Source organism: Chthoniobacterales bacterium, assembly GCA_039930045.1.
Lineage (GTDB): Bacteria > Verrucomicrobiota > Verrucomicrobiia > Chthoniobacterales > DASVRZ01 > DASVRZ01.
In genome coordinates, this window is sequence record JBDSQB010000002.1 from 331,512 (window position 1) to 354,252 (window position 22,741).

The following is a 22,741-nucleotide window of genomic DNA, read 5'->3' on the forward strand; positions in this document are numbered from 1 at the left end:
TCGCATCCGATTGGCAGGACAAGGTTGAGTCTGGCTCTGTTTTGTGACGTTTGGGTGACGAAACGAACTCTGGCTTGCCTCGGGCGGAGCTTCAATTTATTCCAAGTCGCATGGAAAAGATTCTTTTTGTCTGCATTCATAATAGCGCCCGCAGTCAGATGGCGGAGGCGTTGTTGAATCATTATTGCGGCACTCAGATGCGGGCGGAGAGTGCCGGTCTGGAGCCGGGCGTGCTGAATCCGCTGGCGGTCGCGGCGATGGCCGACATGGGGATCGATATTTCCCAGAAGCAGCCGCAGGGGGTCCTGGAGCTCTTTCAAGCGGGGCGATATTACTCGCACGTGATCACGGTGTGCGATGAGACGAGTGCGGAGCGGTGCCCGATATTTCCAGGGATAGCCCAGAGATTGCACTGGGGATTTCCCGATCCTTCGTCTTTTACCGGCACTTGGGAGGAGCGTCTGGAGAAGACGATCTCGGTGCGGGAGATGATCGCAGGGAAGATCGCGGAATGGTGCGCGACGAAGTGCGAAAAGGGGATAACGCCCCCGGCAGGGGTCTAGTCAGCCGGGGTGGCGGCCAGTTTAGAGAAAAACTGGCGGCCACGGGCTGGCGAGCATTAGTTGATGGAATACGGGGCCCAGAAGCTGGCGTTAGCCACGTCGGAGAGAGCCGTGTTCGTGGTGGTGGGCAGCTTCGGCAATGAGTCCACGGTCGGGACGGCGATGGTGTTGCCGAGTTGGTCCGTGATGGCATTGGCAGCGGCAGCGACTTGGAGCCGGGTGCCGGTTTTCAGATATTTGGAGATATCCGCGCCGGTGGGCTGCATGCCCGTGGCTTTGCTGGTTTCGATGGCGTAGAGATCGACTGCCGCGTCGATGAGGCGGAGGTCGTTCTTTACGGCGGTGGCCTGGGATCGCTTGCGGGCCCGCAGGAAGCTGGGAACAGCGACGGAGGCGAGCAAGGCGATGATGGCCACCACGATCATAATCTCGACGAGGGTGAAGCCCCCGCGATGAATGTGGTTCTTGTGTGTCATAGGTTTATTTATTGGCTGCTATTATGAATGGAATTTTTCTTCCAAGGGTAAATTAGCAGTAGCCGTGCCAGCAGGGGATGGATGTCACGAAAAAGCACAGACAGACTGGAAAATAGCTGCGGCTGCGAGAACCTCCGGAGATCTCTCTCTAGCGGGGTGGCGGGGTGCTTACAGCTCACCTCCCAAAAGTGAGCGGTTGCGACGCAAAAGTGAAAAAGTTCGCTTCATCCGCAGAAAAAGGCTTTACAGCCGAGCGGTAAAATCTTTTTCTGGTGCTTGCGTTCTCCTAAGCCACCCGCAAACAAGGGCTGCCCGTGGAGTTTGCCACATCAACCTCTACTTGAAGACCCTATCCACCCCAGTCCTCTGCCTGCGTAGCCTCGCCTGGGCGGGCCTAGCCTCAGCAATCATTGCAAACTCACCTGCGGCGATCACGACGTATATTTCCAAGTTTGACCAGCAGGCCATCGAGGAGGCTTACACCAGCGGGACGACCTTTTTGACGGATGACTTTGGCACCAAGGCCGGCAATCGCGGAGTTTTTACCAGTTTCACCGGCTCGACAACGGGCATCACTTACACGGGCACCGGCTCGCCGCAGATTCAGGCGAATGACCAATACGGCGGCAATGGCACGGGAAACTATCTCGGAGTTGCGTCGGGGGCGGTGGTGACGGCGACTTTCGCGGCACCGGTGGAGTATTTCGGCCTCTACATTTCGGCTCTGGACGGCAACAACGTGATCAAGCTCTACAATGGCTCTACGCTGTTGCTGACCTTCAATGCGAGTTCGCTGACGACATTGCTGCCCAACAATCCCACGAGCACGGTGCGGGCGATCGACAATACGCTCTACAACACGGATCAGTATTATGGCCAGCCGGTGACCGGCTCGAATGCCAGCGAGCCGTATGCGTATGTCAGCTTCTTCGCCACAGCGGGAACGAAGATCACGAGCGCGGTGCTGAGCGAATCCGTGGCGATCTTCGAGACGGATAATTACAGCATTCGCACGACCGCGCCCGCTGTGGCGACGAGTCTGGTGCTCGTGCCCGAGCCGGGCACGACTTCGCTAATGATCCTCTCTGGCACTGCGCTGGCCTGGATGCTGAGCCGGCGGCGGACGGCCTGAACTCAGTTTGGAGCGTCCTCGGCCTTGTAGCTGGCGTCAGTTTCGAGAAAGGTATTGAGCAGACGGCTGGTGCGGTGGCCGGCACCCTCAAATTCATTCGGGCCGGCACTGAGCACGACTATCCACTGATCCTTGGCGCTGTAATTGAGGAAGGTGACGCTAGTGCGGAAGGGACGACCGAAGTAGCCGTATTGGAAGACAAACTGGTGGCTCGTCCACTGGTTGATCGGGAAAACATTATCCGCCTCGGAGGCCATGATGATCTCGGTAGAGCCCTCGGGCAAAAGCTTGCGCGCCGCTTCGAGATAGACCGGAATGTTTCCCTGAAAAGCGGGCTTCTTTTCGTTCAGCGGCGACAGGGCGATCTTCAAAGTGGCATTGGCCAGATCGGTGAAAATAAACTCCGCCTTGCCCGCATCCCCGGAAACTTTGGTGGTGCCGTCGATCCGAAAATTCACCTTCCGCGTGTCGTTTAGCAGAGAATAATGACGCTGGGCTGGTCCATCGACAAACGTGACTGCGGACTGCGGGGTGAAGTCCCAGGCGAAGGCGCTCCAAGCGGAGCCGAGGAAGACGGTCGCGCAAGCAATAAGAGAGGTTTTCATGGGAGTTAGAAGCGAATGAGGTTGCCGCGGGTGCGGGTGACGACGTCCAGACTTCCCGGGGGCGGGGTGGCGAGGAACGAGCTGTCGAAGTTCCAGGCGCGGTTGGGCGCGGCGTAGATGGCCCCGGTATCCCATTCTCCGGTGAAGGTCTTGCTGGTGAAAAGCTGCACCATGGAACCGAAGTAGGTGAAGCTGTCATTGGTCCAATCCTCCAGAAAGCGTGGGAAGTTATTAAACCCACCCGAGTAGCCGTAGCTGTTGTTGGTGGCGGAGTTGGAATCCGGGTCCCATCCCGATGGGATGTTGCCGGTGACGATGGCGGTGTTGACGGTGGTGCTGCTGGCAGGTCTTGAGGAGAGAGCGTTGGCGGAGTTGGAGTCGTTCCAAGTATTGGAAAGAATGGTAACGGCGTCGCCGATAACGGCGGAGGGAGCCTTGGTGTAGCCGGAAACGACAGGGCTGTCGGTGTTGCTAGGGTTGCCGCCGTTGTTGGACGGAACGTTGTTAACTGTGGCCGAAGTGCTGCCGGTGTTGTAATCGCCCTGGATGTAAATGGGGTTTTCGCTGACGACGGTGAGACCGGTGGGAGGCAGGGTGCCCCCGTTTTTTAGACGAACCGCCTTCGGGTCCGAGGCTCCACTCGAACTCGTATCATAGACATAGAGGACGCCATTGGTGGTGAACCCGGTAGCCGCGCTGAGCGTGCTGCGAATGGCATTGATGTCCACCGTGGAGACATCGACGGTTTTGTTTTCGCGTCGGTCAGTGATGGTTTGGGCGGTGATGGCGCTCTTGATCGTAGTGATCTGGGCGGCGGTGAGTGCGACGCCGTTCTGCGTGGTGATGGTGATGTTGGTCGCGACGGAGGCGGGGCCGGTGATTTTAACAATGATGCCAGCCTTGGTGTAGAGACGGCGATCCGCGATGGCGGGATCATCCGCATAACCCGCGACGGGCGGCTCGATCAACTCGCGCATGCTATCGTTGTTGGGATTGGAGTCCGTGGTGCTGAGGACCGACTCCGGCCTGGTGCCGAGAGGATAGAGCGTGGAAACAGTGTTCACCTGGGCGGACTGGCCGCCATTTGAGAAAACCGGGGAATAATTGGAGCCTGAGTTATTCCAAGCCGTCGCGCCGGTGGGATATTCCGTGGAAGTGTAGCCATCGACGTTCGAGGTGTTGTTCTGGAAAGTGAGCGCCGTTGTCGTGCCGCCGCTCATGTAAGCCTTGTGGTTGGTGTGGACGAGTCCGGCAATAATCATGGGGGCCGGCTTGTAAAACTCGATGTCGTCCTGGAAAAATCCCATCGCCTGGAAGAGCGGGACGGAGACGTATTCGATGGTGCGTTTCAACCCGTAAGTCTGGGCGCTGGAGGCGGAGCTTTTCGCGAGTTTGACGCTGGCGGTGTAGGAAAATTTCACACCTTTCCAGCCGGGATATTCCGGCAGATCCACATAGACGGCGGCGGGCAGTGTGGAAGTCGTCGTGGGCAGCGGAGCGCCATAGTCGTCCACCACATCGATCTTCAACTGGCCGCCCGAGGCGTAGGGGAAATTGAATGGCGAGTTGGCCGTCGGTGGCGTCGGGCCGCGGACCGTGGAGTCGATGTCCGCAGAATTGGGCGGTCCGTATTTCGCGTTGGCGGCCTTGAGCCAGATTCCGTAAGCCGTTTCCAGAGCGCCTTCGCTTTCAAAGCGCAGGTCGGAATAATCGCGGCTGGTATCGACTTGCTTGCCGATCCCTTGGGTGTGGTTCAGCGCGATGCCGACCACGCCCGCGATGACGAGGGCGACAAAAATGGCTGCAAGCAGAGCCGCTCCGTCTTCCCGGCTCGTGAGTTTGGTAGTGATGAATTTATTGTGCATTTCGGGGGCGGAGCAGGGTGTCGATGCGCATGGATGTGTTGAAATCCTTCGCTTCTTTCTTGGTTAAAACGCTGTTGTTGTCCCGGTTCTGCACCCGGAACGACAGACTGAGAAATGGCTCGGTGTTTTTGATGACGATGGAAAACGGCGTCGCCTCGCCCGAGCTGGTGCCGACGTCCGTCGTGAGAACGGAATACGGCGTGGCGGACGTGGTGTAGGTCGTCGCACCCTCCATCGTCGGATAGTAACGCAACTCGTTGCCGACGATGATAAAGGCGACGCGCCGAACCAGCGTCGCTGGTTTTTTATCGCCGGCGACCCAGGCAATGCCGGAGCTGTTGCCAGATTTCAACGTCACCGAGATGCTTTGCAACTGGCTGGAAATGACTCCGCCGCTCGCGGTGCTGACTCGGGAGCGGTTATCCGAGCCATCGATCAAAACGACATCGTCGGCTGAAGGAATCGGAGCGATCACCCGCGGATTAGTCGAGCGCTTCATGCTGAAAGTCGTGGCCGTGGCGGCACCCGTTCCTTCCATGATGTAGGGGCCGCCGAGATATTTATCGAAGATGATGCCAGCTGCTGGCCCGATGCCAGCCGTGGCTCCTGCGACAATCGCCTGTGTGGTGAATCCGCCACTGCCGTTGAGGGTCACGAGTTGCGGCATGTCGGTGGCCTGGCTGACTTCGGCGTTGATCCGGTCCAGCCCAGCTCGCAAGGCGCCGCCCGAGCTGTTGATGGAATAATTTTTTGCGTAGAGCACCGTGCCCGCGGTCATGATGTAATAGGCGATGCCGCCGACGAGTGCGAAGAGCGCGCCAGCCACCATCACCTCCACGAGGGTGAATCCACTTTGCATGGTCTGTCGCAGCGAGTTTCTCATATGTCAGGCGACCGGATCGAGGTCAGGGTGTAACTCGGCTTGGACTTGCCATTGATCGAGTAATCCAGTGTGAACGTGATGCGGCGCGTGTTGGCGTTGTAAGTCGAGCCGGAGAAGAGTGCCACCGTGCGCTTGAGCGTGCCCGTAACGAGCACCGTGCCATCGCGGGCGGTGATGAGGGCGATCGGGGCGGAACCGAGCGAGACATCGGACGTCTCGTTCCAGCCGGTGCCGGTGTTGACGGCCAAAATCGCGGGAATGTTCGACGAATCGAACGGCACCGTCATCGCCATTTCCATGTTGCGCTGGACGACTTCGCGGGCCGCTGACATGACGCGCAGCGAACCAGCATCGCGATTGAGCGTCAGCAAAGCGTCGATCCCAGCCATGCCAAAGAGCGCCAGCAATGTCACAGCCACAGCGACTTCGATAATCGTGAAGCCGGCGTTTTTTTTGGGAAAACGGGCCGAAGCAACAGGGATGCGTTTCGTGCGCAGCCCCCGGAGTTTCGCGTAGAGTGCTTGGATCATAACATGTAACCAAGCAGGTCAGATGCCATGCTAACTAGGGATATGACTCCCAGTTCAATCGCTTCCAGCGTCCGTCAGCTTTGCCTAGGTTCGGCGGCATCTGGCCGCTTGGGATGCTTGTGCCGCACGTTATCGAGGATTTGCACCGAGTGGCCGCAGCCCCACATCACCGCGAGGAAGATAAGCAATGTGAGGAGCATGTGATTTCTTTTGTTAGCTCAAACCATGCCGGACGCTTCCTTTTCGGCTCTTATTTTTTACTCAGGTTCAGCACTTCCCGTGAGGCATCCAAACGATTCCAGCATTCGTTTGTAACTCGAATTGCCAGTGTCTGCCTGCCCTTGTAAAAAGCTTGTGCTCCATGCCGAACCTTTCTTCGCCCACTGCCAAGCTTGAGGCGCAGCGCATTCTCGGTGAAAAAAGTTTTCGCCAGCTACTGAATCGCTCCAGCAAGGTGCTGATCCTCACTCTCGGCGGGCCGCTGCTCATGCTGGTGGCACTGGTGTTGCTCCTGCTCCATTCGTCCGACCGGGTGGAGCACACCAACGAGGTCATCCTGAAGGCTCGTGAATCCCAGAATCTCCTCATCACCCTGCAAAATGGAGTCCGCGGCTACCGAGCTGGGCGCGATGAAACATTTCTCATCCCCTACGCCGCGGCGCGTCTGAAAGTGCTGCCGCAACTTGATGAATTAACCAATCTGGTCTCGGACAATCGGCCGCAGCAGGACCTCGTCCGGGAGGCGCGCCACACGGCGGAGAGTTGGATGCAACTCGTGGCCAACTACCTTTCCAAGATGAAGCGCGGCGAGGCGGACCCAGCCCCGGAGGTGCTGCAGCAGGGACGGCAGTTGATGGATCAAACGCAGGACACGCTGGAGAAATTCATCGCCGGGGAACATCATCTCCGGCTGCGGCGTGCTGAAAGGTTGCACGCCATCGAGCTGGCCCTCTTTGCCCTCCTCGGTCTGTCCGCATTGATAGGAATCCCGACGCTGGTCTTTTTCCTGCAAGGCCTCCTGCGCCGGGCCAATGGTGCCTACCAGGACAGCTTAGCGGCGGCGGAACGGCGGGCGAGCGAGTTGCAAGTCACTCTGCACTCCATCGGCGACGCGGTGGTGGCGACAGACCGGCGCGGGCGAGTGGAGTTTCTGAATGCCGCCGCTGAGAGATTGATGGGCTGGACGAATGCCGACGCCCAGGGCCGTCCGCTGCCGGAGGTCTTCGCTATTTTCAACGAGCAGACCGGAGCCGTGGCGGAGAATCCCGTGGAGCGCGTCCTTCGCGAGAACGTCGTGGTGGGCCTGGCGAATCACACGGTGCTGCGCTCGCGCCAAGGCATCGAAGTGCCGATCGAGGATTCCGCCGCGCCGATCCGGGCGGAGAATGGCGAGGTTCTCGGAGTGATCCTTGTTTTTCACGATGTCACGGAGAAGAAAAAGGCCGCGCGCCAGATGCAATCGATCCATCACCGGGGTGTTTTTCTGAACGAACTGGGAGAGTCCACGCGGACGCTGCTCGATGGCGAGGCCATTATGGAAGTGACCACGCAGGCGCTCGGTCGTTACATGAAAACGTCGCGCTGCGCCTACGCCGAGGTGAATCCAGCGACGGATGAATTCGTCATTCCGAACGATTACACCGACGGCTGCGCCAGTTCGCGGGGCGAGTACCATTTGACTCTGTTTGGTCCGCGCGCCGTGGCGGATATGCACGCGGGCCGCACGCTGGTCTTGCACGATGTCGATGCGGAACTCTCCCTCGAGGATGGAGCGGAGATGTTCAATGCCATCGGGATCAAGGCCCTGATTTGCTGTCCCCTGGTGAAGGAGGGCAAGCTGCACGCGATGATGGCTGTGCATCAGACGCAGCCGCGCCATTGGACCGTGGACGAAATCGGACTCGTCGAGGAAGTCGTGGAGCGCTGCTGGTCCACGATCGAGCGCGCCCGGGCCGAGGCCGAGTCGCGGGAGCGCGCCGAGCGTTTCCGGCTGCTCTCCGAGGTGGTTTCGCTTCAGGTCTGGATGGCCGATGAACGTGGGCACATCAATTATGTGAACCAGGAATGCGTCGATTATTTCGGCCTCGCCTCTGCGGACGCACTCCTCGGCCAAGGCTGGGCGAGTTTCCTTCACCCCGAAGACCTCGACCGCGTGACCCAGCAATGGCACGACTCGATCACCACCGGTAAACACTACGAGACGGAGTTCCGCCTGCGTAATGGAAGTGGCGATTATCGCTGGTTCATCACCCGGGCGGAGACGATGCACGACCCCAAAACGGGGCCGGGCAAATGGTTTGGCACGAACACCGATATTCAGGATTTGAAGCTCGCGCAGGGCAGGGCCGAGGCGGCGAATCTCGCGAAAGACGCCTTTCTCGCCGCGCTTTCCCATGAGCTTCGAACTCCGCTCACGCCGGTGCTGATGACCGCTGCCACGCTCCGCCACGACGACCGTCTCCCTGGCGAGATCCAGGAGCAGCTTGAAATGATCGAGCGCAACATCGCCCTGGAAGCCCGGCTGATCGACGATTTGCTCGACGTCACGAGCATCACCCAGGGCAAGCTCCAACTCCGCACACAGCCTTGCGACGCGCACGCCCTCATCCGGCTCGCCGTGGAGATCGTCCGGCAAGACGCCGAGGCCAAGGAACTCACACTGACCTGCGACTTCCAGGCGACTCGCAACGAAGTCGATGCCGACCCGGCGCGTTTCCAGCAAGTCATCTGGAACCTGCTGCGCAACTCCGTGAAATTCACTCCGCGCCAGGGCCAGATTACGATCCAGACGCGCGATCACGAAGACCGGTTGCAAATCGAGGTCGCCGACTCCGGCATTGGCATCGAACCCGGATTGCTGGATCAGATTTTCACCCCGTTCGAGCAGGGCGGGCTCACCGGCGACCATCGTTTCGGCGGCATGGGACTCGGACTCGCCATCGCCCGCGCCATTCTGGCGGTGCATCACGGCAGCATTCGCGCCCAAAGCGCCGGCTCGGGTCAGGGCGCGACCTTCGTCATCGACATTCCTGCGACTCTACCGACCGGTCTCCAGCCTATTATAAAAGGACACCCCAACGGCACCCTGCCCACCGCCGCTCTCGAGAAAACTCCGCTCCGGCTCCTGCTCGTCGAGGACCACGATTCGACTTTGCTTGTTCTCACAAGACTGCTTTCCCGCGACGGGCATCAAGTCGTCCCGGTCGCCTCCGCCACTGCCGCATTGGCCGCCGCGAGTCAGGAAACATTCGACCTCGTCATCTCCGATCTCGGCCTGCCCGACGGCACGGGTCACGAGCTGATGCAAAAGCTTCGGGCGCAATACGGCCTGCGCGGCATCGCTCTCAGCGGCTACGGCATGGAAGACGACATGGCCCGTTCCCGCGACGCCGGTTTCATTCTGCACCTGATCAAACCCGTGGATTTCACCCGTCTCCGGCAGGCGCTGGCCTCGCTCTGACTCTAAAACTGGACCGCCCGGCGACGTTCTGGCAGGCTGCCTATTCCAAATGAAAAATTATGACTTTGTCGTGATCGGCAGCGGAGTGGCAGGACTCACTTTTGCTCGCAAAGCGGCGGCCACGGGCCGGGTGGCCCTGATTACAAAACGCACTGGATCGGAGTCCAACACAGCTTATGCCCAAGGCGGCGTGGCCTGTGTGACGAGCGATGAGGATTCATTCGACTTGCATGTGAATGACACGTTGGTAGCCGGCGCGGGGCTTTGCGACGAGGTTGCAGTGCGCCAAATCGTGATGGACGGCCCGGAGCGAATTCAGGAGTTGATCGATCTCGGCGTGCAATTCGACGAGGGCAAAACGGGCGAGGTCGATCTCACGCAGGAAGGCGGACATTCGCGGCGGCGCATTTTGCACGCCGCGGATCTCACTGGAAAAGAAATCGAGCGCGCCCTCATCGCTGCCGTCACGAATCATCCGCAGATCGATTTGTTGGAGAATCACATGGCCGTGGATCTCATCACCACCGGCAAACTCGGCTACGCAACGGAGGATCGCGTGTTGGGCGTTTACGTGCTCAATGAACACACCGGCGAAGTGGAAACCGTCCGCAGCGACCGGATCGTTCTCGCCACCGGCGGCTGTGGAAAAGTCTATCTTTACACGACGAATCCCGACATCGCGACCGGCGACGGCGTAGCCATGGCCTGGCGCGCCGGGGCGACGATTTCGAATATGGAATTCATCCAGTTCCATCCGACCTGCCTGTTTCACCCGGAGGCAAAATCGTTCCTCATCAGCGAGGCCGTGCGCGGTGAGGGCGGTATTTTGCGCAATGAAAAAGGTGTCCGCTTCATGGAAACAGCCGACCCTCGCATGGAACTCGCCCCGCGCGACATTGTGGCCCGCGCGATCGATGCGGAGATGAAACGCACCGGCGCAAAATGCGTTTACCTCGATATTTCGCATCAACCTGCGGAGTTTGTGATGCGTCATTTTCCGAACATTCACGAGACCTGTCTGCGCTTCGGGATCGACATTACGAAGCAGCCAATCCCGGTGGTGCCGGCAGCGCATTATCAGTGCGGCGGCGTGAAGACGGACATTCACGGCGCGACGACTTTGAAGGGACTCTTCGCCATCGGCGAGGTGGCCTGCACCGGATTGCACGGCGCGAACCGGCTGGCGAGTAATTCGCTGCTGGAGGGAGTCGTCATGGCCAAGCGCGCCTGCGACAAGGCGGCCACGCTCGATTATTCGGCCAATCACGAGGAATACCGCCTGCCCGAATGGCGCGCTGGCAATGTGCAAGACGTGGACGAACTCGTCGTGATCTACCATAACTGGGACGAAATCCGCCGCCTGATGTGGGATTACGTGGCCATTGTGCGGACCGACAAACGCCTCCAGCGTGCTGCAACTCGATTACGAAATTTGCGCCGCGAGATTCAGGATTTTTACTGGAATTTCAAGCTCACCACCGACCTGCTGGAACTGCGCAACCTCGTCACTGTCGCCGGCCTGATTGTCGATAGCGCCCTCAGTCGCAAGGAAAGCCGCGGCCTTAATTTCAATCTCGATTACCCGCAAACGGACGATCTGCATTGGAAAAAAGACACGCTCATCCGGCGATATTGAACAATTTCCGAGCCAGGCGTCTTAAAACCTGCGCCCAGCCCGAATCGGTGGTCTGCCTTATGCTTATTAAAAGCGTATGAGCCCGCTGAAAGTCCGCTTTGACACCCGCCGCACGCGGGTTTTGCAGTTGCGACGGGATGGGTTAATCTTTATAAAAATCTGCTCCCCCGCACGACCTATGAATTTCCCACGCCTGCTCATCGCCATTCTGCTTGGCCTCAGCTTGCCCGCCATGGCGGCGGACCCATATCAAAGCAGCTCCGACTTTGAGAAATATGCGATGAAACTTCGCGAGGACGCCCTCTCGAAGATTCAACCCCAAGTCGTCCTGCCCTCGACCTCGACTTACGGTGCGCTCTACGGAAACGGCGGCTACCCGTGGAAGCGCAACATCGTCACCACCACCTTCTGGATCGGTGAAAACGCCGGCCAAAACAACCCCGTCGATAACATCCGTAGTTCCTGGGATGTGAACTGGAAGTCCAACTACGGCGGCACCGACAATCCCGATCCAGCCGCGCGGAGAAACTTCGTTCCAGTTGGATTCCTCCCTCGCCAAAATCCTTTCTACATCGCGCTGCCTTACAATGACATCATCAACTCCAGTGCGCACAAGCCGGAGGCAAAATTCGTCATTCCCTGGTTCCGCCGTGCCTATCGCGAGCCTGGGCAGTCCGTTTGCAAAGGCCGCTGGCTGGCCATCCGCCGCGGCAATCGCGTCTGCTTCGCGCAATGGGAGGATTGCGGACCGTTTCGCACCGATCACTGGCAATACGTCTTCGGCAACGAACTCCCCCGCTGGAATCTGAATGGCGGCGCCGGTCTCGATGTTTCGCCAGCCGTCCGCGATTATCTCGGGATGAACAACACCGACCATTGCGACTGGAAATTTGTCGAGTTCCGCGATGTGCCGCCCGGACCATGGGCGCGTTACGGCGACAATAATCCCTTCGTCCAGAACGCCCGTCGCACGACGGAGCGGGTAGTGGAAAACAAGACCAACTAGATTTTGTGATCGGCGCGGTCGCTGCGGAGATGAATCGTTTTCCGCTGTAAATTGTGTACGGCACGAATGTACCGCACCGTCTGGCTGCGAGCTCGCATCAGGATCGAATGCGTGATCGCTGTGTGCCCGATCATTTTTACGCCAGGCAGGAGCGGACTGTCCGTGATTCCCGTGGCGCAAAAAATGGCGCTGTCGCCGTGAACCATGTCATCGGCCGTGTAGATACGAGTTAGATCGTTATCAGAAAGCGTCCCGCGCAACGCCTCGCGTTCATCGTGATCGCGAAACCACATCCGCATCTGAATGTCGCCACCCAGTGCGCGCAACGCCGTCGCGGTTAGCACTCCTTCTGGCGAGCCGCCAATTCCGACATACAGATCGATGCCGCTATCGACCAACGCCGGCGCGACTGCCGCCGTAATGTCTCCATCGGAAATCATCCGCAACGTCGCACCCGCCTCGCGCACCTGCTGGATAAACGTCTCATTTCTCGGACGATCCAAAACCTGCACAACGAGATCCGAGACACGTTTTCCCAAGATGCGACCAATGAAGGCGAGCGTCTCCGAGAGCGGCTGGTCGAGCCAGTCTGCGGCGACATTAAATTTCCGGATCGCCTCCGCCACGTCGCGTCCATAGGCCAGCTTGTGCGCGTAATAGCTCGGGATATTCATCATCGCTTTCTGGCCTTCGGGAACCTCTGCCGCAGCAATGACAGAGATGGAATTCGCCATTCCTTTCGAGATGTTAGTGGTGCCATCCACCGGATCGAGCGCTATGTCAAAATGCGGCGCGCCCTCCCGCCAAGTTCCTAGTTTATCTCCCAGGAAAATCCCCGGCGCATCGTCCTTGATCCCCTCGCCGATGACGACTTCGCCGCAGATGTTCACCAGATCGAACACACCATAAATCGCATCGCACGCCGCCTGATCCGCCTCTTCTTTTTCGCCTCTCCCGATCCAGCGCAACGCATTGAGCGCGGCATTTTCCGTGGCTCGGACAAACTCGAATTCGATGGTGCGTTCTGGATCGTGAAAGGTGGACATATTCAGGAGGGGTTGGTGAAATGTTAGCGCAGGAATGCCTCGTGTAAACCGCCATCCACCGTGATGATCTGGCCGGTCGTTTTGCTCAGGCGATTACTCACCAGGAGGAAGTAGGCTTCGGCCTGATCCGCCGGGGTAATCGGCGCCTTCGTTAGGGTGCGATCCGCGTAGAATTGCGCGAGCTTGCTAACCAATGATTCTGTCGCCTCGTCGTCCGTGTAGGGAATGTTATATTTCGCCAGTGAACCAATCACGCGGTCGCGCGGGAACATTGCAGAACCTTGCACAACGGTCGCCGGAGCCACGCCGTTCACGCGAACCAACGGCGCAAGTTCGATGGCCAGTTCGCGGACGAGATGATTCGCCGCCGCCTTGCTCGTGTCGTAGGCGAGGCTGCCTTTTTTCGCGACTGCCGCGTTCGCGCTCGTGGTTAGTACTAGCGCGCCCTTGAGTCCCTGCTCTTTCCAGGTTTTGTAAGCCTCGTCGGCGACAAAATACAGACCGGCAACATTGATGCCAAAAGTCAGCGCCCACTTGTCGTCTGGAATGTGGCCCGACGTGTCGCTGGCGACAAAGATTCCGGCGGTCACCTCAATTGCATCGAACCCGCCGTAAGCGAGCGCGACCTGATCTAACATCGCCCGAATGCTCGCGCGATCTGTGATGTTAGCAGCGAGTCCGATGGCTGGTCCGCAACCGGAAATGCCGCTACCCGCGACGCCGATACCGAGTCCCAACTTATCGGTGATTTCTTTCGCAGTCGCCTCGGCGGCTACTTGATTCAAGTCCACTGCGACGATGTGTGCGCCTTCCCTGACGAGACGATGCGCGGTTTCTTTTCCAATGCCGCTGCCAGCTCCGACGACGATATGAATCTGCCGTGCTAGTTCTTTCTCGGCAGGCATGCGCTGGAGTTTGGCTTCTTCCAGCAACCAATACTCAATGTCGAAGGCTTCCTGGAGTGGGAGCGCAATGTATTCATCAATCGCCTCCGCACCGCGCATCACTTCGACCGCGCAGTTATAGAACTCCGCCGTCACGCGACTTTCAGACTTATCTTTGCCCCACGCGACCATGCCAAGCCCAGGGATAAGAATCACCGTTGGGTTCGGATCGCGCATCGCTGGCGAATTGGTGCGCTTGCAGCTTTGATAGTACTCCGCGTAGTCCGCGCGATATTTCACGAGTCCGTCGCCTAGTTTTTTCTTGAGCGCAGCGATGTCCTCCGTCTGCGGATTCCAGTCCACATAGAGCGGCTTGATCTTTGTGCGCAGGAAATGATCGGGACAGCTAGTACCCAGCTCGGCGAGGCGAGGCGCGTCGGCGCTGTTTACGAAGCGCAGGATTTTTTTGTCGTCCTGAATTGTCCCGACAAAGCGGGCTTTCTGCGAAACTTGTCCGCGCAGCCAGGGAAGAACGGCTGCTAGTGTAGCGCGGCGTTTCGCTTCATCGAGCGATTGATATTTGGCTCCGCCGAAAGCTTTGGCATCGCCGCCTTTGGCCTGATACTTCGCCTCGATGTAAGCTGCGGCTTTTTCGATCAGGGTTAGAGTCAACTCATAGCATTCCTTCTCGTCGTCGGCCCAGTTGATCAGGCCGTGCTGGCCCATGATAATACCGCGCGCATTTGGATGCTGGCGGCAGATTTCTTGCATGGCCAGACCCAGCTCAAACCCGGGCCGCAGCCAGGGAGTATGAATGACTTCGTCGCCAAAGATCGCCTTGGTGAGTGCTACGGAATTTTTCGACGCAGCAACAGAGATAGCCGCATTCGGATGCATGTGATCGACGTGTTTCGCCGGGATAAAAGAATGCAGCGGCGTATCAATGGAACTCGGCCGCGGGTTTAAGTTAAACGTAGCGTGCGAATACATGCCTACCATTTTGTCCTCGGCATCCGTCTTCGGTCCACGCTCAGGAGCGGCGGCATAAAGTTCCTGCAAGCCGAGAAGTTTTTCCTGGTAGAGCGAGGAGAAATTTTCGCGTTTGCTAGTACGCAAATCGCCGCCGCTGCCCTTCACCCAGAGAACCTCCGTGGGCTTGCCGGTGAGCGGATCGTTTTCAATGATCTTCGCCGAGGTGTTGCCGCCGCCTGTGTTAGTTATGCGCTGGTCGGCACCGAGGATGTTAGAACGGTAGATCAGTCTGCCCACGGGATCGAGAGAGGCTGCGAAGGTGTCGTCCCAGGAGTAGTTAACGAATTGATAGGTCTTGCTCATAAGTTAGTAAATTTGGCGTAAGCCTGCTGCCACGCTTGGGTTTGGTTGGGTTGATATGTGATAACAGAAAAAGAGTCGGCCACAAGCTGGCGTCCGGCTGTAAGAGAGTCGAGATGGCCGAGGGCGAGCGCCTGCACGAGGACGTTGCCAATGGCGGTCGCTTCGACGGGTCCAGCAACGACGGTGAGTCCAGTGGCGTCGGCACTGAATTGGTTAAGCAACTCGCTCTGGCTGCCTCCGCCGACGATATGAATGCGACTCAAATGGCGGTTGGTTAGCAGCTCGATTTCGCCAATGGTCTGACGATACAACAAAGCCAGACTTTCCAGAATGCAGCGGGTGAATTGGCCGGGTGTTTCGGGAATCGGCTGGCTTGTCTCCGAGCAAAACGCGGCGATCTTCGCGGGCATGTTTCCCGGTTTCATGAAGCGGTCGTCCGACGGATGAATGAGCGAGCGCAACGGCTCTGCGGCGGCGGCTTGTTCCATCATCCAGCCGTAGGTATAGTCCATGTTAGAAGCGGCCCAGGCTCGGCGGCATTCCTGGAGAATCCAGAGGCCGACGATGTTCTTGAGAAAGCGTGTCGTTCCACCGTAACCCGCTTCGTTGGTGAAGTTATGCTGGCGCACGACTTCCGTGGTTAGAGGAACATCTAACTCGACGCCTAACAACGACCACGTGCCGGAGGAAAGGTAGGCCCAGTCTTCGCCGGGTGTGGTTGGAACGGCGGCGATGGCGGCTCCGGTGTCGTGCGAACAGGTAGCAATGACTTCGATGGAACTCGACTTGAGTTTTCCTAACAAGGTTCCGCTTGGGACAATTTTCGGAAAAATGGCTTCAGGCAATCCGGCGCGCGCGATCAAGTCGAAAGACCATTTACGCTGGTGCGGATTATAGAGTTGCGTGGTGCTCGCAAGACTTTCCTCGATGACGGAGGTGCCGCTAAAACGGTAGTTGAAGTAGTCGGCAATGGTTAGAAACACAGCAGTCTTTCCTAACACTTCGGGATTCAACTCCAACTCAGCCGCTAGCTGGTAGAGCGTGTTGAAGTGCATGAACTGGATGCCTGTTTCCGCGAAGATGAATTCGTCGCCGATTTTTTTTCTAACCTCCGGGAAGACTGCGTCCGTGCGCTCGTCGCGATAGTGATGCGGCTCGGCCAGCTTTTCGCCCGCGGCATCTAACAAAACGTAATCCACGCCCCAGGAATCGACGCTGATTCCTGAGATGGTTAGGTTCTTTTCCAAGGCGAGTTGCACACCACTCTGGAGCGATGCAAAGATGACTTCGGTGTCCCAGCGCATGTCGCCTTCCTTCTGAATAATGGCGCTCGGAAAACGATAAATTTCCTCCAAAATGAGGCGGCCCCTGTCGAGGGTTCCTAACATGACGCGTCCACTTTCCGCGCCGAGATCGCAAGCTAGATAATGATGCAAGTCCACTACAGAGGGGGGATTTACGCTACGACGAGTTGCCGGCTGGTGAGAGTGATTTGAGCGTTGGTGAGCTGGTCGCCGTGCGCATCGGTGATGATGTGCGGAACCTCGGTCCACTTGGCGAGCGGACAATGAGCTTTACGATTGATCTTGGTGGCGTCGAGACAAAAAAAGACGTCCTCTGTGCGCGACAAAATCGTGCGTTGAAACGTGACGACGTCGGCCTGCGAATTCCACAAGCCCTCGGCGCTCATGCCCTCGGCTCCAAGAAAGGCGGCGTCGAACTGCCACAGCCGGGCCATTTTCTGCGTCTTGTCGCCGAGCAGCACGGCCTGGCGACTGAAAAATTGTCCGCCGAGGAGATGCGTTTGCACGCCAGCCATGCGGCTGAGGATTTCGGCGACGGGAAGGTTGTTGGTGACGATGGTGAGATCGGTGAGGGCGGTCTGGGCGAGCGTTTTGGCGATGGCCAGCAGCGTGGTGCCGGCGTCGAGAAAATAGGTTTCGCCCGATTTCATCTGGTGAATGGCGGCCTCGGCGATGCGCTGCTTGGCGGCGGGTGCCACGCGTTCGCGGTCGCTGAAAGCGGGGAAATGCTCCGCGTATTCGCCGACGGCGCCGCCGTAAGTGCGGGTGATTTTTCCCTCTTCATGGAGCACGGCGAGGTCGCGCCGGGCCGTGGCCTCGGAGACGCCGAGCAGACGGCAGATCCGGGTGATGGAGAGATAACGGTCGCTTTTTAGAAGGGCACGGAGCCCCTCGCGTCGGGCATGAACTTGGTGGAGGGCAACTTTCAATGTGCCGCAAGTAAAGACAATATATGATTGGAGTCAATCATAAAACTTTGAGTCGATTGGAATCACAGTCGAATTCCAATGGGAAGAGTTATCTTGCCTGCGGCACCGCTTTTTACCCGATAATTGCTACGCACATGCTTGATAACCAAGGCATCCATGGCGGAGTTTCCGGAGCTCCGAATAATGTTCACTTCCGTGATCGTGCCACCTGAGTAAATGATCGACGCGGAGGCGGATGCTTTCATTCCCTGCAGGCGTTGCTTCATGCTGTAAGGCACGATCAGGTTTGGTGTGGAAATGAAGTCGGCACGACCACCAGATTTCACCGCACCCGTGCCGCCGGCCACACCGCCGTGTGCGGCGTCCACGCCTTTGATGGCACCGGGACGCGCGTTTGGATTGACTCCGGACGCTGGGGCCGGTTTGGTCGTGTTGGACGGAGTTGCCTGCGGCTTGGGCGTGACTTTGGGTTTGGGCGTTGCCGCTGGAGTCGGACTGAGAGCTTCCTCTGGCACTGCGAAATCCTGCGGAACGACTGGCGGAGGAGGCGTTTCCTCAGGTTCGGGCGGCGGCGGTGTGGTCTCTGGGGCTGGCGGCGGGCCCGTTTCGATGTCGTTGGTGCCGAGTGGCGGAGGCTCGTTTTCTTCACCGACGATTTCGATATCGAGCGAGTTATCCACCGGGGGCAGGGTCGTCGGTGTAAGAAAAGCACCGAGATAAACCGCGCCGACATGCAACGCGACGGAAACGAGCAGGAGAACGATGAAGGTGTAGTCTTTTTTTCCCGTGGACGGGCTGGGCAGACGTGGCGCAGTCATCGGAATGGAACTCGTTATCTAAGGAGTCGGCGGCTTCGGTGGGGCGGGCGGAGGATTGCCGCCAGAGGCTTCGGGGCGGATCTCGAAGGCCACCTTGGTAATGCCCGCGCGCTTGACGCAGTCGAGGACGTTCACCACGTCGCCGTGAGTGGAGTCTTTGTCGCCGCGAATGTAGATTTTCGTATCGGGTTTGCGGGCGATCTCGTCCTTCAATCGAGTGAGAAGCTGATCACGATCGACCTTGTCTTTTTCAAAATAAATCGTGCCCGTGACATCGATGGTTACCGTGATGAAATCCGGCTTCTGCTCCGGCGTGCTCGCGGAGGCCGTCGGCATGTTGATTTTCATGCCGCGCATCTGGATCATGCTCAGGCTCACGAGCATGAAAGACGCGAGCAAAAAGAACATGATGTCGATCAGCGGAATGATCTCGATGCGTGCCTTTTTGTGCGGTATGGGCGAACGCAATTTCATTCGGGCTGGCCTTTCGCGCGCGGCTTTTTGCTGGTCTTGAGCATGATCTCGAGGTTGTTGGCGGCAGTCTCAATTTCAAACTGAAGCTTCGTCACCAGCGCGCCGAAATAGTTGTAAAAAAGCACCACGAAAACCGCCACGCCCAGGCCGCAAGCCGTCGCGATGAGCGCCTCGCCGATGCCACCCGAAACCTTGGATACTTCGAGCCCGGATTCCCCGACGGCGTTGAAGGAATGCATGATTCCCAGGACGGTGCCCATCAATCCGAGGAGCGGCGCGATGGTGATCAAGGTGTCCATCGCCACGAGGAATCGGCCGGCTTTTTGCAATTCGGCACCTGACGCGACGGTGAGTGCGCCCTCCAGCGAGGCGTGGTGATGATTCAATGCATGCCAGAGGACTTTGACCACCGGATCGCGGGCGTCTTTCGCAGCGGCGGAGGCGGCGCTGATGTTTCCCTCTTCGAGTGCGCCATAGACTTCCTCGAGTTTAGCCGGTTCGCGATGGGCCGCGTGTGCCGTCCACCAAATGATGCGGTCGAGAATCACCGCCACAGCCGTGATCATGACGACTAACATGGGCCACATAATCGGGCCGCCCTTGTGAAATTGATCGATGACGACGTTGGCTATCATAGGCATGAACCGCAGTTTGGTTGTTGAGCTATTTGGCGAGCCGGTCCCGCCTTTCGCAAAATGATTCCCCTTTTATATCACTGATGTGACCGCTGTTTGACCAGCGTTTACCCGCCTGCCAGAGCCCGAGCCCGTGCAAGCACAGGGATTTGGTAAGGGTCTGGCAAAAAAGAGTCAAAGAATTATTCGGTTGCCATCGAAATTAGGTTTTAGATTCGTTGAGAAACACCGCAACGAGCTTTCCCGCCACCATTCATCGTTGTAGGATGGCTTCCAGATTTCAATGAAACCCAAATCGCTCCTGAAAGTCCGCGATCAGCGTCTGGAAAAAGCGTTTTTCCAATACCTCGAAGTCGAACGCAACTCGTCGCCGAGAACGCTTATCGCCTACCGCCAGGCTTTGGAAACATTGCGCGCGCAGCCGAAATTCAGTGGCTGGGACACGGCAGACGCGAACCTGTTTCGCAATTTCCTTCTGACTCAAATGAAGGCCGAGGTGGCGCGCTCCTACATTCGGCTGCAATTCTCCGCGTATCGCAGTTTTTACCGGTTCCTGATGGAGCGGCACGGCTTCGCGACGAGCCCGGTGAAAGAAGTGCAACTCCCGAAAATGGGGCGTCGTCTGCCTGTGGTGCTGACGATTGCGCAGATTGACGAGCTTTTTTCGCTCCCGCTGTCGCTGCAGCTGACGAAGCAGGCCCCGACTTGGATGCCACAGCGCGACTGCGCGATTCTGGAGCTCTTTTACAGCAGCGGCCTGCGTTTGTCCGAGTTGGCCGGGCTGGATGTGGCCGACCTTGATCCCTATTCGGAGGCCGTGCGCGTGATGGGCAAGGGCGCGAAGGAACGCATCTGCCCGGTGGGAAGCCGTGCGCTGACCTGTATTTCCCAATATCAGAGCGTGGCCAACGTCCGCAGCGGCCCGCTTTTTATCAACAAACAGCGCAAGCGCATCAACGTGCGTTCCATCTGGCTCATGCTCCGCAAATATCTCGCTGCCTCGAGCATTCCGCTCAAAGTCAGCCCGCACAAGCTGCGCCACAGTTTCGCCACCCATCTGCTGGACGCCGGGGCCGACCTCCGCAGTGTGCAGAGTCTGCTCGGCCACGCCAGCCTTTCGACGACGCAGATTTATACGCACGTGACCACGGAGCGCATCAAGAAGGTCTATGATTCCGCGCATCCGCGAGCCTAGCGTGCGGGGCGTTTGGGCACATGCGAGTCCGAATGTTATCAGCATTGCAAAACAGGCGCGCTCCGCTATTTTGACTGCAAGAAAGTTCTCTATGTTTACCCCCAAAACTGCCCGCCAAACTGCCGGATTCACTCTGGTCGAACTCCTCACCGTCATTGCCATCATCGCCATCCTAATGGGCATCCTGTTTCCTACCATCGGTTCGGCCATCGAAGCCGCAAAGAAGACTCAGGCCAAGAACGACGCGCTACAAATCGTCAATGCCATTAAAGGCTATTACACAGAATACGGTAAATATCCCAGCCTTGATGCGGCCACTGCTCCAACTACAGATACCAAAATCACCACAGCGAGCGATAATGCCAAACTCATTGATATCCTCCGCAGTAATACAACAACTGGTTCGAACACTGCTTTGGTTACAGCGATGAACCCAAGGAAAATTGTTTTTTTGGAAGTTCCCAACGCCAAAAATTTAGGTACAGCCGCCAAGGAACGGGCTGGCATTGGCAGCTCTGGCCAATATCTCGACCCATGGGGTACGGCAAAGGGGTTTTATTACATCACCTTTGATACCGATTACGATAATCAGGTGGATAATCCATATTCTTCCAATGCGGGCAGTTCTAAACTAAGCACTGGGGTTATTGTGTGGTCGCTTGGGCGCGATGCGGCCGGCGGAGCTGCCGATAAAAATGCAGGCACTTCCAAAGACGACGTGATTTCCTGGCAGTAGCAAGAAAAGCGGGTGTAGTTCAATGGTAGAACGGCAGCTTCCCAAGCTGCATACGAGGGTTCGATTCCCTTCACCCGCTCCAGCAGGTTTGAGATTTTCTGCTACCGGTTAAGTGAGCCTCTTTGTTCTTGGTTTATTGGCTCAAAACCGGTTTTCCTATAGGATTCATCCTCCTATGTCCTTAAAATCCAGTCTCGTCGTCGTTTCCTTGGTTCTCAGCATTCTCATTGGTCTTTTCCTCGGGAAAAGCGGCGATATAAAAAGCGTAGGCAAGACCGCTGGGCGTCCGCTGATTGGAATCTCGCTCGACACCCTCAAAGAAGCCCGCTGGCAGGCGGACGCGGCCCTCTTCAAGCAGCGTTGCGAGGAACTCGGCGCGGACGTTCTCGTCCAATCGGCCAACGGCGACGACACCCGGCAGATCAACGACGTGCAATCGCTCATCAGCCGCAAAATCAATGTCTTGGTCATCGTTCCCCACGACGGTGCCGCCATGGCGAAGGGCGTGCAAATCGCTCATGAGGCCGGCATCCCGGTCATCGCCTACGACCGGCTCATCAAAAACTGCGACCTCGATGTTTATCTCAGCTTCGACAACATCAAAGTCGGCCGGCTCCAGGCGCAGTGGATTCTGGACCATCTGCCCACGCCGGGAAAAGGCCGCATCGTGCTGGTAAATGGCTCGAAGACCGACAACAACGCCTTCCTTTTTCATCAGGGTGCGATGGAAGTTTTCCAGCCCTTGATCGACAAGGGCGATGTGCAAATCGTCTGGGAGGACTGGACTGAAGATTGGAAACTGGAGAACGCCAAGAAAATCGTCAACGCCGCTCTCAGCAAGCTCGGCAAGGACGGGTTTGATGCCGTTCTGGCTGCGGCGGACGGCGTGGCTGGCGGCTCCATTCAGGCACTCAGTGAGGAAGGCGTCGCGGGCAAAATTCTCGTCACCGGACAGGACGCGGAACTCGTGGCCTGCCAGCGCATTATCGGCGGCACGCAGTCCATGACGATCTACAAACCTCTCAAAAAACTCGCGTCCAATGCCGCCGAAGTCGCCATAAAAATGGCCAAGGGAAAGCCTGTCATCGCTAACAAAACCGTCAACAACGGCCAGATCGACGTCCCGTCTGTTCTGGGAGATATTTTTGCCGTCGATAAAACCAACATGATGGAAACAGTGATCGCCGACGGATTCCAGAAGAAGGAAGCTGTTTACGGAACGCACTGAA

General features: G+C 57.8%; 21 protein-coding genes and 1 tRNA gene. 9 read left to right on the plus strand and 13 right to left on the minus strand.

The features are described from left to right. Positions 1–110: 110 nt before the first annotated feature. Positions 111–563, plus strand: coding sequence for an arsenate reductase ArsC (locus tag ABIT76_01685; protein ID MEO7931847.1), 453 nt, complete (start codon positions 111–113; stop codon positions 561–563). Positions 564–619: 56 nt separating this feature from the next. Here ABIT76_01685 and ABIT76_01690 read toward each other — a convergent pair whose 3' ends face one another. Next, positions 620–1,039, minus strand: a complete 420-nt coding sequence (locus ABIT76_01690) for a prepilin-type N-terminal cleavage/methylation domain-containing protein (GenBank protein ID MEO7931848.1) — start codon at positions 1,037–1,039, stop codon at positions 620–622. A gap of 340 nt (positions 1,040–1,379) precedes the next feature. Here ABIT76_01690 and ABIT76_01695 point away from each other — a divergent pair, with 340 nt between their 5' ends. Beyond that, complete coding sequence (locus ABIT76_01695; GenBank protein ID MEO7931849.1) at positions 1,380–2,171, plus strand: PEP-CTERM sorting domain-containing protein; 792 nt, start codon at positions 1,380–1,382, stop codon at positions 2,169–2,171. A gap of 2 nt (positions 2,172–2,173) precedes the next feature. On the opposite strand, the gene ABIT76_01700 is transcribed toward ABIT76_01695, so the two are convergent. From ABIT76_01700 to ABIT76_01720, 5 genes are all read right to left on the minus strand, one after another. Next, positions 2,174–2,776, minus strand: coding sequence for a hypothetical protein (locus ABIT76_01700; GenBank protein ID MEO7931850.1), 603 nt, complete (start codon positions 2,774–2,776; stop codon positions 2,174–2,176). Between the two features lie 5 nt (positions 2,777–2,781). Next, positions 2,782–4,641 (minus strand): hypothetical protein, encoded by a 1,860-nt coding sequence (locus ABIT76_01705; protein MEO7931851.1) that lies wholly within the window; start codon positions 4,639–4,641, stop codon positions 2,782–2,784. Then, positions 4,631–5,524, minus strand: a complete 894-nt coding sequence (locus tag ABIT76_01710) for a prepilin-type N-terminal cleavage/methylation domain-containing protein (GenBank protein MEO7931852.1) — start codon at positions 5,522–5,524, stop codon at positions 4,631–4,633. The genes ABIT76_01705 and ABIT76_01710 overlap by 11 nt, the downstream gene beginning before the upstream one ends. Further along, a complete protein-coding gene (locus ABIT76_01715) occupies positions 5,521–6,054 on the minus strand; it encodes a prepilin-type N-terminal cleavage/methylation domain-containing protein (protein MEO7931853.1) in 534 nt (177 codons plus the stop codon). Before ABIT76_01715 ends, ABIT76_01710 begins: the two co-directional genes overlap by 4 nt. 74 nt (positions 6,055–6,128) lie before the next feature. Further along, positions 6,129–6,254: a hypothetical protein gene (locus ABIT76_01720; protein ID MEO7931854.1), complete on the minus strand. Its 126-nt coding sequence runs from the start codon at positions 6,252–6,254 to the stop codon at positions 6,129–6,131. Positions 6,255–6,415: 161 nt separating this feature from the next. Here ABIT76_01720 and ABIT76_01725 point away from each other — a divergent pair, with 161 nt between their 5' ends. The 3 genes from ABIT76_01725 to ABIT76_01735 all read left to right on the plus strand — a co-directional run bounded on the left by ABIT76_01725 (position 6,416) and on the right by ABIT76_01735 (position 12,156). After that, positions 6,416–9,514 carry a PAS domain S-box protein gene (locus ABIT76_01725; protein ID MEO7931855.1) on the plus strand — a complete coding sequence of 1,033 codons (3,099 nt, stop codon included), beginning with the start codon at positions 6,416–6,418 and terminating at the stop codon, positions 9,512–9,514. Positions 9,515–9,563: 49 nt separating this feature from the next. Further along, complete coding sequence (nadB, locus tag ABIT76_01730) at positions 9,564–11,150, plus strand: L-aspartate oxidase (GenBank protein ID MEO7931856.1); 1,587 nt, start codon at positions 9,564–9,566, stop codon at positions 11,148–11,150. Positions 11,151–11,328: 178 nt separating this feature from the next. Further along, positions 11,329–12,156 carry a hypothetical protein gene (locus ABIT76_01735; protein ID MEO7931857.1) on the plus strand — a complete coding sequence of 276 codons (828 nt, stop codon included), beginning with the start codon at positions 11,329–11,331 and terminating at the stop codon, positions 12,154–12,156. Here the strand turns inward: ABIT76_01735 and glpX are convergent. The 7 genes from glpX to ABIT76_01770 form a co-directional block, all read right to left on the minus strand. Further along, complete coding sequence (gene glpX / locus ABIT76_01740) at positions 12,153–13,202, minus strand: class II fructose-bisphosphatase (protein MEO7931858.1); 1,050 nt, start codon at positions 13,200–13,202, stop codon at positions 12,153–12,155. The genes ABIT76_01735 and glpX overlap by 4 nt on opposite strands. A 23-nt stretch (positions 13,203–13,225) precedes the next feature. Further along, complete coding sequence (locus tag ABIT76_01745; protein MEO7931859.1) at positions 13,226–15,421, minus strand: bifunctional rhamnulose-1-phosphate aldolase/short-chain dehydrogenase; 2,196 nt, start codon at positions 15,419–15,421, stop codon at positions 13,226–13,228. Continuing rightward, positions 15,418–16,863, minus strand: a complete 1,446-nt coding sequence (locus tag ABIT76_01750) for a rhamnulokinase family protein (GenBank protein ID MEO7931860.1) — start codon at positions 16,861–16,863, stop codon at positions 15,418–15,420. Before ABIT76_01750 ends, ABIT76_01745 begins: the two co-directional genes overlap by 4 nt. 14 nt (positions 16,864–16,877) lie before the next feature. Further along, positions 16,878–17,654, minus strand: a complete 777-nt coding sequence (locus ABIT76_01755; protein ID MEO7931861.1) for a DeoR/GlpR family DNA-binding transcription regulator — start codon at positions 17,652–17,654, stop codon at positions 16,878–16,880. A gap of 62 nt (positions 17,655–17,716) precedes the next feature. After that, positions 17,717–18,472 carry a hypothetical protein gene (locus tag ABIT76_01760; GenBank protein MEO7931862.1) on the minus strand — a complete coding sequence of 252 codons (756 nt, stop codon included), beginning with the start codon at positions 18,470–18,472 and terminating at the stop codon, positions 17,717–17,719. Positions 18,473–18,490: 18 nt separating this feature from the next. Next, on the minus strand, positions 18,491–18,946 hold the full coding sequence (locus tag ABIT76_01765) for a biopolymer transporter ExbD (GenBank protein ID MEO7931863.1): 456 nt from the start codon (positions 18,944–18,946) through the stop codon (positions 18,491–18,493). Next, positions 18,943–19,587, minus strand: coding sequence for a MotA/TolQ/ExbB proton channel family protein (locus ABIT76_01770; protein MEO7931864.1), 645 nt, complete (start codon positions 19,585–19,587; stop codon positions 18,943–18,945). Before ABIT76_01770 ends, ABIT76_01765 begins: the two co-directional genes overlap by 4 nt. Before the next feature lie 277 nt (positions 19,588–19,864). Between ABIT76_01770 and ABIT76_01775 the strand changes: the two genes are divergently transcribed. From ABIT76_01775 to ABIT76_01790, 4 genes are all read left to right on the plus strand, one after another. Beyond that, complete coding sequence (locus ABIT76_01775; protein ID MEO7931865.1) at positions 19,865–20,776, plus strand: tyrosine recombinase XerC; 912 nt, start codon at positions 19,865–19,867, stop codon at positions 20,774–20,776. Then, positions 20,751–21,512, plus strand: a complete 762-nt coding sequence (locus ABIT76_01780; GenBank protein MEO7931866.1) for a prepilin-type N-terminal cleavage/methylation domain-containing protein — start codon at positions 20,751–20,753, stop codon at positions 21,510–21,512. The genes ABIT76_01775 and ABIT76_01780 overlap by 26 nt, the downstream gene beginning before the upstream one ends. A gap of 8 nt (positions 21,513–21,520) precedes the next feature. Continuing rightward, positions 21,521–21,594: transfer RNA gene (locus ABIT76_01785), tRNA-Gly, on the plus strand. 93 nt (positions 21,595–21,687) lie between these two features. Continuing rightward, positions 21,688–22,740, plus strand: a complete 1,053-nt coding sequence (locus ABIT76_01790; protein ID MEO7931867.1) for a substrate-binding domain-containing protein — start codon at positions 21,688–21,690, stop codon at positions 22,738–22,740. Position 22,741 lies beyond the last annotated feature (1 nt).

Coding starts and splice junctions, on each gene's coding strand:
- ABIT76_01685 (MEO7931847.1), top strand. CDS start 111: ATGGAAAAGATTCTTTTTGTCTGCATTCATAATAGCGCCCGCAGTCAG.
- ABIT76_01690 (MEO7931848.1), bottom strand. CDS start 1,039: ATGACACACAAGAACCACATTCATCGCGGGGGCTTCACCCTCGTCGAG.
- ABIT76_01700 (MEO7931850.1), bottom strand. CDS start 2,776: ATGAAAACCTCTCTTATTGCTTGCGCGACCGTCTTCCTCGGCTCCGCT.
- ABIT76_01705 (MEO7931851.1), bottom strand. CDS start 4,641: ATGCACAATAAATTCATCACTACCAAACTCACGAGCCGGGAAGACGGA.
- ABIT76_01710 (MEO7931852.1), bottom strand. CDS start 5,524: ATGAGAAACTCGCTGCGACAGACCATGCAAAGTGGATTCACCCTCGTG.
- ABIT76_01715 (MEO7931853.1), bottom strand. CDS start 6,054: ATGATCCAAGCACTCTACGCGAAACTCCGGGGGCTGCGCACGAAACGC.
- ABIT76_01720 (MEO7931854.1), bottom strand. CDS start 6,254: ATGCTCCTCACATTGCTTATCTTCCTCGCGGTGATGTGGGGCTGCGGC.
- ABIT76_01725 (MEO7931855.1), top strand. CDS start 6,416: ATGCCGAACCTTTCTTCGCCCACTGCCAAGCTTGAGGCGCAGCGCATT.
- nadB (MEO7931856.1), top strand. CDS start 9,564: ATGAAAAATTATGACTTTGTCGTGATCGGCAGCGGAGTGGCAGGACTC.
- ABIT76_01735 (MEO7931857.1), top strand. CDS start 11,329: ATGAATTTCCCACGCCTGCTCATCGCCATTCTGCTTGGCCTCAGCTTG.
- glpX (MEO7931858.1), bottom strand. CDS start 13,202: ATGTCCACCTTTCACGATCCAGAACGCACCATCGAATTCGAGTTTGTC.
- ABIT76_01745 (MEO7931859.1), bottom strand. CDS start 15,421: ATGAGCAAGACCTATCAATTCGTTAACTACTCCTGGGACGACACCTTC.
- ABIT76_01760 (MEO7931862.1), bottom strand. CDS start 18,472: ATGACTGCGCCACGTCTGCCCAGCCCGTCCACGGGAAAAAAAGACTAC.
- ABIT76_01765 (MEO7931863.1), bottom strand. CDS start 18,946: ATGAAATTGCGTTCGCCCATACCGCACAAAAAGGCACGCATCGAGATC.
- ABIT76_01770 (MEO7931864.1), bottom strand. CDS start 19,587: ATGCCTATGATAGCCAACGTCGTCATCGATCAATTTCACAAGGGCGGC.
- ABIT76_01775 (MEO7931865.1), top strand. CDS start 19,865: ATGAAACCCAAATCGCTCCTGAAAGTCCGCGATCAGCGTCTGGAAAAA.
- ABIT76_01780 (MEO7931866.1), top strand. CDS start 20,751: ATGATTCCGCGCATCCGCGAGCCTAGCGTGCGGGGCGTTTGGGCACAT.
- ABIT76_01790 (MEO7931867.1), top strand. CDS start 21,688: ATGTCCTTAAAATCCAGTCTCGTCGTCGTTTCCTTGGTTCTCAGCATT.